At 64.8% G+C, this 12,877-nt stretch carries 14 protein-coding genes; 6 read left to right on the forward strand and 8 right to left on the reverse strand.

Annotated elements, in window-relative coordinates; genetic code table 11:
• Positions 1 to 34 precede the first annotated feature (34 nt).
• Complete coding sequence (locus SPBM01_RS12705) at positions 35 to 739, forward strand: cupin domain-containing protein (protein ID WP_188062166.1); 705 nt, start codon at positions 35 to 37, stop codon at positions 737 to 739.
• A 4-nt stretch (positions 740 to 743) separates the two neighbouring features.
• Here SPBM01_RS12705 and copD read toward each other — a convergent pair whose 3' ends face one another.
• The gene (copD, locus tag SPBM01_RS12710) at positions 744 to 1,598 is read right to left on the reverse strand and encodes a copper homeostasis membrane protein CopD (RefSeq protein ID WP_262504154.1); all 855 of its coding nucleotides are present in this window, start codon (positions 1,596 to 1,598) and stop codon (positions 744 to 746) included.
• 6 nt (positions 1,599 to 1,604) lie between these two features.
• Positions 1,605 to 1,985: a copper homeostasis periplasmic binding protein CopC gene (gene copC, locus SPBM01_RS12715; RefSeq protein ID WP_188062167.1), complete on the reverse strand. Its 381-nt coding sequence runs from the start codon at positions 1,983 to 1,985 to the stop codon at positions 1,605 to 1,607.
• 137 nt (positions 1,986 to 2,122) lie between these two features.
• On the opposite strand from copC, the gene SPBM01_RS12720 reads away from it, so the two are divergent.
• The 5 genes from SPBM01_RS12720 to SPBM01_RS12740 all read left to right on the forward strand — a co-directional run bounded on the left by SPBM01_RS12720 (position 2,123) and on the right by SPBM01_RS12740 (position 6,076).
• Positions 2,123 to 2,383: a hypothetical protein gene (locus SPBM01_RS12720; RefSeq protein WP_188062168.1), complete on the forward strand. Its 261-nt coding sequence runs from the start codon at positions 2,123 to 2,125 to the stop codon at positions 2,381 to 2,383.
• A complete protein-coding gene (locus SPBM01_RS12725) occupies positions 2,383 to 2,820 on the forward strand; it encodes a periplasmic heavy metal sensor (protein WP_188062169.1) in 438 nt (145 codons plus the stop codon). The genes SPBM01_RS12720 and SPBM01_RS12725 overlap by 1 nt, the downstream gene beginning before the upstream one ends.
• A 17-nt stretch (positions 2,821 to 2,837) precedes the next feature.
• Entirely contained in the window at positions 2,838 to 3,413 is a 576-nt protein-coding gene (locus SPBM01_RS12730; protein WP_188062170.1) for an RNA polymerase sigma factor, read from the forward strand.
• A 6-nt stretch (positions 3,414 to 3,419) separates the two neighbouring features.
• Complete coding sequence (locus SPBM01_RS12735; RefSeq protein WP_188062171.1) at positions 3,420 to 5,159, forward strand: copper resistance system multicopper oxidase; 1,740 nt, start codon at positions 3,420 to 3,422, stop codon at positions 5,157 to 5,159.
• A 116-nt stretch (positions 5,160 to 5,275) separates the two neighbouring features.
• Positions 5,276 to 6,076: a copper resistance protein B gene (locus SPBM01_RS12740; RefSeq protein ID WP_410483057.1), complete on the forward strand. Its 801-nt coding sequence runs from the start codon at positions 5,276 to 5,278 to the stop codon at positions 6,074 to 6,076.
• A 165-nt stretch (positions 6,077 to 6,241) separates the two neighbouring features.
• Here SPBM01_RS12740 and SPBM01_RS12745 read toward each other — a convergent pair whose 3' ends face one another.
• The 6 genes from SPBM01_RS12745 to SPBM01_RS12770 form a co-directional block, all read right to left on the reverse strand.
• The gene (locus SPBM01_RS12745) at positions 6,242 to 7,396 is read right to left on the reverse strand and encodes a M20 aminoacylase family protein (RefSeq protein WP_188062173.1); all 1,155 of its coding nucleotides are present in this window, start codon (positions 7,394 to 7,396) and stop codon (positions 6,242 to 6,244) included.
• A 1-nt stretch (position 7,397) separates the two neighbouring features.
• A complete protein-coding gene (locus SPBM01_RS12750; protein ID WP_188062174.1) occupies positions 7,398 to 7,892 on the reverse strand; it encodes an Lrp/AsnC family transcriptional regulator in 495 nt (164 codons plus the stop codon).
• Between the two features lie 19 nt (positions 7,893 to 7,911).
• Entirely contained in the window at positions 7,912 to 9,297 is a 1,386-nt protein-coding gene (locus SPBM01_RS12755) for an aminotransferase class III-fold pyridoxal phosphate-dependent enzyme (RefSeq protein ID WP_188065707.1), read from the reverse strand.
• A gap of 145 nt (positions 9,298 to 9,442) precedes the next feature.
• Positions 9,443 to 10,519, reverse strand: coding sequence for a tartrate dehydrogenase (locus SPBM01_RS12760; RefSeq protein WP_188062175.1), 1,077 nt, complete (start codon positions 10,517 to 10,519; stop codon positions 9,443 to 9,445).
• A 28-nt stretch (positions 10,520 to 10,547) separates the two neighbouring features.
• On the reverse strand, positions 10,548 to 12,011 hold the full coding sequence (locus SPBM01_RS12765; RefSeq protein WP_188062176.1) for an NAD-dependent succinate-semialdehyde dehydrogenase: 1,464 nt from the start codon (positions 12,009 to 12,011) through the stop codon (positions 10,548 to 10,550).
• On the reverse strand, positions 12,008 to 12,865 hold the full coding sequence (locus SPBM01_RS12770; RefSeq protein ID WP_188062177.1) for a GNAT family N-acetyltransferase: 858 nt from the start codon (positions 12,863 to 12,865) through the stop codon (positions 12,008 to 12,010). The genes SPBM01_RS12765 and SPBM01_RS12770 overlap by 4 nt, the downstream gene beginning before the upstream one ends.
• Between the last annotated feature and the right edge of the window lie 12 nt (positions 12,866 to 12,877).

Below are 12,877 nucleotides of genomic sequence, written 5' to 3' on the forward strand. Positions count from 1 at the left end.
TCGGGGCAATATCCGACTGCATGAGGAAGCCCGCATGACCGACACCATCACCCGATCCTTCATCGACCTGCGCGCATGGGCCGCGACCGCAATCGTCACGGACGCAGCGCCGCAGGACGCTTTCCTCGCCGCCCGCGCACTACTGCCCCAGCCGGCAGGCCCGGTCAGCATCGGCCTCATCGCCCTGCCGCAGGGGAGCGGCACAGTCGCTGCCATGCCTGCCGACGAATTTGTCATCGTGGCATCCGGCACTGTCCAGATCGGTCAGGTCATGCTTAACGAAGGCGACGCGCTGGTCCTCTGCGAAGGTGCAACCGTCGGCTGGACCGCCGCCGCCGACAGCCGCCTGCTGTTCGTCCGCCGCACCGGCGGGTCGCTCGCCGACGGCGCGATCGTGCCGATCGACACCAGCGCCGCATTGGTCGCTTCCGGCGCGCCGCTCGCCGAACTGCTGGTCGGCCCGACCCCATCCTGCCGCAACTTCACCGACTATCGCTCGGCGGATGGCGAATTTGTCTGCGGCACTTGGGATTCGACTCCCTATCACCGCCGCGCGATGACCTACGGCCATTATGAGCTCATGTATCTGCTCGACGGCAGCGTCACCTTCGTCGACGGGGCGGGCGCGAAAGGCACCTTTGGCAAGGGCGACATCTTCTTGGTCGAACAGGGCGCATCATGCAGCTGGGACAGCCAGGTCCATGTCAAGAAGGTGTACGCCATCTATCGCCCGGCCTGACAGGTCACGCTAAAGGATCAAGCGTCCCCAGCCACCCCACCAGCACCAATACCCCCATCGCAGCGCTCGTCTCCACGGCCAGTGACAGACGCAGCGCTGCGACCGCCCCCACGCCCGACCGCTCCAGCGCCGGAGCCAGCCGCCAGCGATTGAGCGCCGCCAGCCCCAGCATCCCGCCAAACAGCGCCAGCTTGGCCCCCAGCAACCAGCCATAGCGGCTGCCCAGCAACGCAGGCAGGTCCGCGACCCCGACGATCATCACGCCGTTCACCACACCCGTCACCACCAGCAGCGCGACGATCACCGTTCCCATGCCCGCAAAGCGCGCCAGCATCCGCGTCACGCGCGGCCCATCGGCCGCCCGCATCGTCGCGCACGCATGAAGCAGCATCGCCAAAGCGCCGATCCATGCCCCCGCCGCCCAGATATGCACGACGTCGGCGGCCCGATGCACGCTGCCCGCCATATCCTCGCTCGCGCCCGCATGGCCGGTCCACGCAATCGTCGCCACGGCCACCGCAGCGGGAGCCAGCACCCATCGGTCGCGCCCCGCCAAGGCCAGCGCCAGCGCGACGACCAACGCCACCCCCCGCACTGCCAGCACCGGGCCGATCGGCGTCATCGTCAGCAAAATGTCGACCGTCGCCCAGTCGGGGGGAAATATCGCCGCGCCGCTCATGCCCGCCGCACTCGCCAGCAGCCATAGCGCCGACAACGCCATGCCCCCCAGCGCCAGCGCCGCCAGCACCCCGCGATGCACCCGCCCGCCCATCGCCACGGCAAACAGCGGCAGGCCCATCAGCAGCGCCAGATCGACCATCAGGCCGATCCGCGCCGCGACCAATATCCCCCCGTCCATGGCGGATTACTTGACCTTGAAGCTGTAGCCGCCTTCCATCTTGTGCTGGTCCGCGCCCACGATATGCCATTTCAGGTCATAGCTGCCGGCGGGCAGCGCGCGCGGCAGAGTGACGATCATCGTCTTGCCATCGGGCGCAACCATGGTCTTGAACCCCTTGATCGGCATCGGCGCATGATCGGCCATGCCCGGCATCCCGGTCATGGTCAGCTCCACGCCGCTCATCGGCGCCAGGAATTTCTCCGAAAAGGTCAGCGTCATCTTCGTCGGCTTGGCCACGGTCGCATTGGCGGCGGGGCTGGACGACAGCAGCTTGCTATGCGCGAACGCAGCACCCGGCACGGCGGCCAGCGACAGGGCAATGGCGGCGATCAGAAAGCGGGACATATCGGCTTCTCCATGATGGTGGTTACGCATGGTTACGCACGCCCTTGCCTCACCCCTCATACAGGACGCATGATTTTTTCCTTGAGGGATGCGCGCGTCCCCCGCGTATGACGGGGGTGAGGATGGAGTTGACTGACATGACCGATCTCGACCGATTGCTGGGCGATGTAGCGACTATGCCCACCGATACGCGCCTTGCGTCGATGGACGCTGCCGTGATGGCGGGCCTGTCGCAGCGGCGCGAACGTGGCGCGGCGCGGCGCGGGCTGATGCTCGCCGGGCTGCTGGCGGTCGGCATCGGCTGGGCGGGCAGCATCGTGCCATCTACCCCCGCACAGGCCGCGCCCGCGCCGATCGGCATGTCGGACTATGCCCCCTCGCGCCTGCTCGGCCAATAATGTTGCGCCGCTATGGCCTCGTCGCACTGGTCGCCTTCGCCGCCGCGTTGGCTGCCGTGCTGGTCGCGCGCTTGTGGCTAACGCCGCAGCCCCGCGTCGAAAACGAAGTCCACGCCCTGCTGCACGAAAAACTGACCCTCGACGCAACGCAGGAACAGCGCATTCACGCATTGGAAGCCGCCTTCGCCACCCGCCGCGCCGCGCTGGAGAGTGAAATGCGCGCCGACAATCAACGGCTTGCCGCCGCGATTGCTGCCGAACATGGCTATGGCCCGCAAGTGGCACAGGCGGTCGACCGCACCCATCACGTCATGGGCGCGCTGCAAAAGGAGACGCTCCAGCATATCTTCGCCATGCGTGCGGTGCTGCGGCCCGATCAGGCGGCGCAGTTCGACGCCGCCGTCGTCAAGGCACTGACCCAGCCCGCCCCCCGGTGACGCCTTCTCCCGGTTATTTGGCAGACACCGAACCGGACGACCGGACGCTGGTGGCGCGCGCGCGCGCCGGGCATCAGGACGGCTATGCCGCGCTGATGGCGCGCCACCGCGACGCCGTGTGGCGGCTGGCGCGCGGCGCGGTGGGCGATGCCGACGAAGCACTCGACATTACGCAGGAGGCGTTCGTCGCCGCCTTCGCCGCGCTTGCCCGCTATGACGACAGCCGCCCCTTCCGCAGCTGGATCGCGCGGATCACGCTCAACAAATGCCGTGACTGGGCGCGCCGCCGCGCCGTCCGCCGCTTCTTCGCCTTCGCTAAACCCCTCGATGATGCAGGCCATATCGCCGACGCCGCGCCCGACCCGGAACAGGCGTTGCATAGCCAAGCGGAACTCGCCCGCATCAACGCCGCCATCGCCGCGCTGCCCGCCAGTCTCAAGGATGTGCTGCTCCTCCGCACGATCGAGGGGCTGAGCCAGTCGGACACTGCCGCTACCCTCGGCCTCACCGAAAAAGCAGTAGAAACCCGCCTCTACCGCGCCCGCGCGAAATTGTCGGAAATGTTGAGGGATGACGCCCCGCCCCGCGTATGAAGGGGCATGACCAAGCTGACCCTCGACCGCCGCACCCTGTTCAAAAGCGCCGCTGCGCTGGGCATCGCCAACGCCTTCCCCGCATGGGCGCAAAGCGGCACCCATGGCCTCCACCCAGCGCCGGGCGTCCTGTCGGGTGAGAGCATCGCGCTGACCGTGGCCGACAGCCATTTCGCCACCGGCGGCCGCTCCGCCCATGCGGTCACGATCAATGGCACTGTCCCCGCGCCGCTGATCCGCCTGCGCGAAGGGCAGAATGTCCGCCTGTCCGTCACCAATCATCTGAAAGAGGACACGTCGATCCACTGGCACGGCCTGATCGTCCCCTTCCAGATGGACGGCGTGCCGGGCATCAGCTTCCCCGGCATCGCGCCGGGTGAGACATTCCATTATGAATTTCCGATCCGCCAGTCCGGCACCTATTGGTACCACAGCCATTCGGGGATGCAGGAAGCGATGGGCCATTACGGCCCGATCGTCATCGATCCCGCAGGCACCGATCCGGTGCAGGCGACCCGCGAACATGTCATCGTCTTGTCCGACTGGTCGCCCGTCCACCCCCATGTCCAGCTCAAGCGGCTCAAGCAATCGGGCGGCTATTATAATATGCAGCGGCAGACGCTCGCCAGCCTGCTCAAGGGCAGGGATCAGCCGCTCAGGGACCGGATCGACTGGGGCAAGATGCGGATGGACCCGACCGATATTTCGGACGTCACTGGCTCCACCTACAGTTTTCTGGTCAATGGCCATGGCACGGCAGAAAACTGGACCGGGCTGTTCACGCCCGGCGAACGGGTGCGGTTGCGCATCATCAACGCCTCGGCCATGACCAATTTCAACGTCCGCCTGCCCGGACTGCCGATGACTGTCGTTCAGTGCGATGGCCAGCATGTCCAGCCAGTCGAAACCGACGAGTTTCAGATCGGTATCGCCGAAACCTATGACGTGATCGTCCAGCCGACCGACGCCGCCGCCTATGCCCTGATCGCCGAAGCCATCGACCGTTCCGGCCTGGTCCGCGCAACCCTCGCGCCGCAGATCGGCATGGTCGCGGCCATCCCGCCGCTGCGCGCCCGCCCGCTGCTGACCATGAAGGATATGGGCATGGATATGTCCGGCATGGACATGGGGCAGGGGGGGGTGATCGACCTGTCGCAACCCGCAAATGACAGCATGGCCGGGCATAGCATGAAGATGCTCGACCCTTCCGTCGCGCCCAATGTGCCGATGGGTCCGGGCGTGGCGACTCTATCGTCCATGCCGGCGGATCGCACGGCGGACCGGCCCACGGGCCTTGAGGATGTCGACCATCGCGTGCTGACCTATGCCGATCTGCGCTCTCTGGAGCCGAACGAGGATGTCCGCGCGCCCACTCGCGCGCTCGACATCCACCTGACCGCCAATATGGAACGCTATATGTGGTCCTTCGACGGGGTGAAGCTGTCCGACGGCGCGGACCCCATCGCTTTTCGCCATATGGAACGGGTCCGCGTGACTCTCATCAACGACACGATGATGCCGCACCCCATCCATATTCACGGCCATTTCTTTCAGCTTTTGACCGGCGATGATCCGGCCCACAACCCGCGCAAACACACCGTCAACGTCTTGCCGGGCGGCAAGATCAGCTTCGACCTCACCGCCGACGCGCTGGGCGACTGGGCGTTCCACTGTCACATGCTGATGCACATGCACACCGGGATGATGCGCGTCGTCACCGTCCGCCACGGGGAGGACGCGGCATGAAGCGCCTGATCGCATCCGCCGCCGCGCTGCTGATCTTTACCCCTGTCATGGCGCAAGAGATTCATAAACACCAAGCCATTGATAATAAACAAGAAAACAAAGATACTACGATCCAGATGGACGATGTTCCAAAAGATCCGCACGCAGGCCACGCCATGCCCGCCGCCGATAGCAGCGTGCCGAAGGGCGTCGCGCCCCCAATCCCGGCCGATCATGCCGCGCAAGCCTTCTACCCCGCCGCCACCATGGCCCGCGCCCGCGCCGCCATGATCGCGGAAAGCGGCGGCATGACCTTCTCGCAACTCATGCTCGACCGCCTCGAATATCGCGCGCACAAGGGCGCGAACGGCTATGCCTGGGAAGGCGAAGGCTGGATCGGCGGCGACATCAACCGGCTGGCATTCAAGACCGAAGGGGAGGGGGAAGTCGGCGGCCCGCTCGGAAGCGCCGAACTGCAAGCGCTCTACAGTCGCGCCCTCAATCCCTGGTTCAATGTCGAAGCAGGCGTGCGTCAGGATTTCCGCCCGTCGCCCCAGCGCACCTATGCCGTGGTCGGCATCGAAGGCCTGGCCCCCTACTGGTTCGAAGTCGGCGCGCAGGCGTTCCTGTCGACCAGGGGCGACGCCCATCTGCGGCTGGAGGGCAGCTACGACCAGCGCATCACCCAGCGCCTGATCGCGCAACCCGCCGTCGAAGTGAACATCGCCGCGCAGGATGTGCCGGAACTCGGCATCGGTTCCGGCATATCCGACATCGAACTGGGCCTGCGCCTGCGCTATGAATTTGCCCGCGAATTTGCGCCCTATGTCGGCATCCACTGGGAACGCAAGCTGGGCGACAGCGCGCGTTATGCGCGGGCGGCAGGGGAGGGGGCTTCGGCCACGAGTCTGGTGATGGGCGTGCGTTTCTGGTTTTGATAGAAAGTCTACCGCCACCATCAAACCCCATCCTTTTTCCCCCGCACGTCATCCCCGCGAAGGCGGGGATCCATCTCCGGCGCTCGCCTTTGGATGGATCATGGAGAGATGGATTGGCTGACGCCGAACTTCGTTTCCCGCCTGCGCGGGAATGACAGCATGGGGTTACGCGCCCGCGCCCAAATGCCGCTCCGCCAGCGCGACATGCAGCTTGATGCCCAGCCCCAGCACATCGTCGTTGAAATCATAATGCGGGTTATGCAGCGGCGCACCGCCCTCCGCCTTCGCCTGCCCCAGCCAGATATAGGCACCCTTGCACGCTTGCAGCATGAAGGCGAAATCCTCCGACGTGAAGGCCGGATCGGGCGCGACGATCGCCGTCCCAACCGTCGCAGCCGCATCCAGCGCTTCTTGCGCGGCTTCGCGGTCGTTGATCGTCGCGGGATAATAGCGCTGATAATCCACGCTCGCGCTTAACCCGTTGGCCAGCGCCACGCCCGCAGCAATTTCGCGGATCGACGCCTCGATCCGGTCCTGCACTTGCGCGTCGAACGTCCGCACCGTGCCACCGATCCGCACTTCGGCCGGGATCACATTATGCGTATGCCCGCCATGAATCTGGGTGATGGACAGCACCGCCGATGCCGTTGGCGCGATCCGGCGCGACACGATCGCGTTCAACTGCGTGACCAGCGTTGCTGCCGCTAATATGGCGTCGGGCGTATCCTGCGGAATCGCGGCATGACCGCCGCGTCCTTCCAGCATGATCTCGAACTTGTCCGCCGCCCCCATGATCGGGCCGGGCCGTGTCGCAATCGTCCCTGCGGGCAGGTCGGGCCAGTTGTGCAGCCCGAACACCCGGTCGCACGGGAAGCGCGCGAACAGCCCTTCATTGACCATTTCGCGCGCGCCGCCCTGACCCTCTTCGGCCGGCTGGAAGAAGAAATTGACCGTCCCGTCGAAATTGCGGCTCCGGCTCAATTGCTGCGCTGCGCCCAGCAACATTGCGACATGCCCGTCATGGCCGCAGCCATGAAAAGTGCCCGGCGTCGTGCTGGCATAGGGCAGGTTGGTCTGCTCCTGAATCGGCAGCGCGTCCATGTCCGCCCGCAAACCGATGCTGCGCCCCGACGCACCATTGCGCAGCACCCCGACCACACCTGTCCGCCCGATCCCCTCATGCACTTCCAGCCCCAGCGCACGCAATTGCTCGGCAATGCGCCCGGCCGTGCGATGCTCGCAGAAACCGAGTTCAGGATGCGCATGAATGTCGCGACGAAACGCGACCAGCGGCGCGATCAGGTCGGAAATGTCGGTCATATTACCGCTGCTCGCCAAACAGATGCTGGATCGGATAATGATGCTTGATGAAGGGGGATTTGATCACGACATAGCTGAAATATTTCTCGATGCCATAATCGCTTTCCAGCATCCCTTCGACGATCGACTGATAATGGCCGACACCGCGCGTCACGAATTTCAGCAGATAATCATAGCCACCACTGACCAGATGACACTCCACGATTTCGTCCAGCTTGCGGATGCGCGTTTCGAACCGGGAAAAGTCCCCGGCGCGATGTTCGGTCAGCGTCACTTCGGTAAAGACGGTCAGATATTCGCCCAGCTTGTGCAAATTGATATGCGCGCCATAGCCGGTGATATAACCCGCCTTCTCCAGCCGCTTGACGCGCGTCAGGCAGGGGCTGGGCGACAGGCCGACCGCATCGGCCAGCTCGACATTGGTGATGCGGCCCGACTGCTGAAGCTGCGTCAGGATTTTCAGGTCGATCCTGTCCAGTCTGGGTCCGCCCAACATATGCCTTGCTCCCCTTATCTTATCCCAGCGCCGCGCGAATATCCGCCTGTTCGAGCAGTCCGTCGAGCGTTTTCCTGATCCGCGCGAATATCTCGTCCATCTCCGCGTCGGACGCGCACAAAGCAGGCGCAAGACCGATGATATTGTCGGCAAAGGCGCGATAGATGACGCCATTGGCATAGCCATCGTTGAACAATCGGTCGGCAACCTTGAGCGCCGGGTCGAACCGCGCCTTGGTCCCCTTGTCCGCCACCAGTTCGATCGCGCCCAGCAATCCGCGCCCGCGCGTATCGCCCACCAGCGGATGGTCCGCAATCGTCGCCAGCCCCGCGTCGAAGCGCGCCGCGACCTTCTGCCCGTTCGCCAATATCCCGCCATCGGTATAGAGGCGCAACACTTCCAGCCCCACCGCCGCGCTCACCGGATGGCCCGAATAGGTCGCGCCATGGCCGATCACCACATCGGGGGACGCGCCATCGGCTATGCCCTGATAGATTTTGTCCGACATCAGCAGCGCGCCCATCGGCACATAACCAGCGGTCAACCCCTTGGCGAGCGTCATCAGGTCCGGCGTCACGCCTTCGGCCTCGCACGCGAACAAAGGCCCGGTGCGGCCAAAGCCAGTGATGACTTCATCGGCGACCAGCAATATGTCCAGTTCGTCACACGCCTGCCGCATGGCCTTGAGCCAGTCGACGGGCGGCACGATGACACCGCCCGAACCCTGGATCGGCTCGCAGAAGAAGGCAGCGACATTGTCCGCGCCCAGTTCGGCGACCTTGTCCTTCAATTGCTGCACCGACCGGGCGATGATCGCGGCATCGTCGCCTTCCAGATCGCTGCGATAGGGGTAGGGCGACGCGATATGATGCTGCCAGCGCAGCGGCAGGTCGAACCCGCGATGAAAATTGGCCAGCGCCGTCAGCCCCGCGCCCGTGCTGCTCGACCCATGATAGCCGCGTTCAAGCGCGATGCACTGCTTCTTGGCAGGCTTGCCGATCGCATTGAAATAATGGGTGATATAGCGGATCGCCGAGTCCACCGCGTCCGACCCGCCCAGCGTGAAATAGACATGGTCCAGACCTTCCGGGCTGAGCGCCACCAGCCTTTCCGCCAGCCGGGCGGCCGGTTCGCTGCCAAAATGGAAATAGCCCGTGGCATAGGGCAGGCGGCGCATCTGCTCCGCTGCCGCCTCCACGATGCTGTCCTGCCCATAGCCCACATTGACGCACCACAGCCCGGCAAAGGCATCCAGCACTTCGCGCCCGTCCATGTCGGTCAGCCACATGCCCTTGCCGCTTTGCAACATGGTCGCGCCGCGCGCCTCATGCGCGCGAAAGGATGTGACGGAATGGATCAGGTGATCGCGGTCGATGTCCAGCAGGGATCGGTTGGATTGGTGCATCGTCGGGTTGCTCGCCATGGTGGTTATGGGGTTCAGCCTATCTATATGCCGCAAGGGCGAAAGCCCGATATGGGGCAAATGGCGACCATCGCTCCCCGTTATCGCGAACTGGCGCAGCAGATTATGCTGCGCCAGTTCCGATGGTTCATGCCAGCGCGTCGGCAATTGCCTTGCCGCATTGTTCGGTGGTCGCCTTGCCCTTCAGGTCGCCGGTGCGCAGGCCGGGTTCCGCCAGCACGGTTTCCACCGCGCGCATGATCGCGGCAGCGGCGTCCGCCTCGCCCAGATGCTCCAGCATCATCGCTGCCGACCAGATTTGCCCCACCGGATTGGCGACCCCCAAGCCCGCAATATCCGGCGCGGACCCATGGACCGGCTCGAACAGCGACGGGTGCGTGCCGTCCGGATTGATATTGCCCGACGGCGCAACCCCGATCGTGCCGGTGCAGGCCGGGCCAAGGTCCGACAATATGTCGCCGAACAGGTTGGACGCCACCACCACGTCGAAACGATCCGGGTTCAGCACGAACTGCGCGGTCAGAATGTCGATATGATATTTGTCATGGGTGACGGTCGGATAGTTTTTGGCCATCTCCACGACACGCTCGTCCCACCATGGCATGGTGATGGCGATCCCGTTGGACTTGGTCGCGGACGTGACATGCTTGCGATTCCGCGTCGCGGCCAGATCGAACGCATAACGCAGCACTCGATCGGTGCCGTGCCGCGTCATCACCGTTTCCTGAATCACGATCTCCCGATCCGTGCCGGGGAACATCTTGCCCCCGACCGAGCTATATTCCCCTTCGGTATTTTCGCGCACGACCCAGAAATCGATATCGCCCGGTTCACGCCCGACCAGCGGACATGGCACGCCCGGCATCAACCGGACAGGGCGCAGATTGACATATTGATCATATTCGCGCCGGAACTGGAGCAGCGACCCCCACAGCGAAATATGGTCCGGCACCGTATCGGGCCAGCCCACCGCGCCAAAGAAGATCGCGTCCGGCTTGCCGATCCGCGCCTTCCAGTCGTCCGGCATCATCTGGCCATGTTTGGCATAATAGTCGCAGCAGGCGAAATCCTGCCATGTCTGGTCGATGGTGAATCCATAAAGGCTGGCCGCCCGCTCCAGCACGCGAATGCCTTCGGGCATGACTTCCTTGCCGATGCCGTCGCCGGGGATGACGGAGATGGTGTAGTTGCGCGTGTTCGCCATAAAAACTCCCGAACGATTAAATGGGCGGTTACAGTTTCAACCCGGCGATATGGAACGCCTTGGTTTCCAGATATTCCTCGATCCCCGCATGAGCGCCTTCACGACCAAGGCCCGACATCTTCACCCCCCCGAACGGCGCACACTCCATCGCGATGGCCCCGCTGTTGAGTGCGACCATGCCCGCCTCCAGCCGCTCCGCCACGCGGAACGCGCGGTGCAGATTCTCGGTGTAGAAATAGCTGGCAAGGCCATAGCTGGTGCCGTTCGCCAATTCGATCGCCTCGTCCTCATGGGTGAAGCGGAACAGCGGCGCGACAGGCCCGAAAGTCTCTTCCTCCGCCAGCTGCATGTCGCGCGTCGCGCCGGTCAGGATGACGGGGCGCGCAAAACGCTCGCCTGTCGCCCCCTCCGGCGCCTGCGCGAACAGAGTCGCACCATGCGCCAGCGCATCGTCGATATGCGCCTTCACCTTGTCGGCGGCCGCCGCGTTGATCAGCGGCCCGATCGTGCTGCCCGGCTGGTCCCCTGGCGCGACGTTCAGCGCCGACACGGCCCTCGCCAGTTTTTCGGCAAACTGATCATAGACGCTATCCTGCACCAATATGCGGTTGGCGCAGACGCAGGTCTGGCCCGCATTGCGGAATTTGCTGACCATCGTGCTGGCGACGGCCAGGTCGATGTCGGCGTCATCGAACACGATCAGCGGCGCATTGCCGCCCAGTTCGAAACTGACCCGCTTGATCGTGTCGGCGCATTGCCGCATCAACAGCGCGCCCACGCGCGTCGATCCGGTGAAGGATAATTTGCGCACCACCGGGCTGGCAGTCAGCGCGCCCCCGATCGCGGTCGGCATACCCGTGACGATGTTGAACACGCCAGCGGGAAAACCCGCTTCCTCGGCCAGCTTCGCCAGCGCCAGCGCGCTATAGGGGGTCAGGTCCGACGGCTTGACCACCACGGGGCAACCTGCCGCCAGCGCGGGCGCGCATTTGCGGGTGATCATCGCGGCGGGGAAATTCCACGGCGTGATGGCGGCGGACACACCGATCGGCTCCTTCATCACCAATATGCGGCGATTGGCTTCGGGCGCGGGGATGATGCCGCCCTCGACCCGCCGGGCTTCCTCGGCAAACCATTTGATAAAGCTCGCCGCATAGCGAATTTCGCCCTCGGCTTCCGCTATCGGCTTGCCCTGCTCGGCGGTCATGATCCGGCCCAGATCCGCGACATTCTCCAGCACCAGCGCGTGCCACCGCTCCAGCACAGCGGCCCGATCCGCCGCCGTCCGGGCCTTCCATGCCGGGAAAGCCGCTTCGGCCGCATCGATCGCCGCTTGCGTATCAGCCTCCCCGCAATCCGGCACGGTGCCGATGATCGCGCCGGTCGCGGGATTATCCACCGAAACGCTCGCGCCGGATGCTGCGCCGACCCACGCGCCGCCAATATAGGCGCGCTCGATGAAAAGGGCGGGGTTGGAAAGGGAAAGGGTCATCCGAGCGCCTGTGTCGTGAGGGAAAATGTCGTGATCGCCGGGTCCGTCGGCGGTAAGGGACCGCGCACCATGCGCACCACCCGACCGACGCAGGGCAGGCCCAGTTCGTCCAGCCAGCCGCACAGCCCGCTTTCCTCCGGCACGTCGAGTCGACAGAAAATGCCGCTGTTCGACCCCAACCAGTGCGAGATCAGCGCCTTTGCTCCGCCGCTATCGGGCGCGATCGTCGGCCCGACCACATAACCGCGCCCGAACCGGCGAAACAGGGCAAAGCCGACCGGCTCATTGCCGCGCGTCAACACGACGCCCTGCGCACCTGGCACCAGCGCGTCGAGCAAAGCGTCGCGGTTCATGCCCGCCGCGCGCCGCGCCAGCGCGTGCAGCGTCGGCATATCCTTCGCCCCCAATGGCCGCACCCGTTCGTCGGGGATGAGTTCGGCGACCGGCACGGCAAAGGCAGCGCCCTGATGCTGAAACACCGGGCCGATGCTTTCGAACCCCAGCTTGCGATAGAGCGGTGCGCCTTCGTCGGTGGCATTCAGCAATATGGTGCGATCGCCAAGGTCGGCCATCACCGCCTCCATCAACCGGCGGCCCAGCCCCACCCCCTGCGCGGCTGGCGAAACGATCACCATGCCCAGCGTCGCGGCGTCCAGCCCATAGGTCCATGCCATGGCCGTGCCGATCACGGCGCCATCGCGCTGCGCCACATAACCAAAACCAAGGCTGAGCAGCATGTCCCAATCCTCGATCCGGTGCGGCCATTTCTGCTCGCTGGAAAGCGCGTGGGCGGCGGGCAGATCGTCCACGGTCATGCGCCGCAGGTCCACCATCGCCTCTATGCCTGTCGCCATGCGTCTTGCTCC

The organism is Sphingobium sp. KCTC 72723 (assembly GCF_014280435.1).
Taxonomy (GTDB): Bacteria; Pseudomonadota; Alphaproteobacteria; order Sphingomonadales; family Sphingomonadaceae; genus Sphingobium.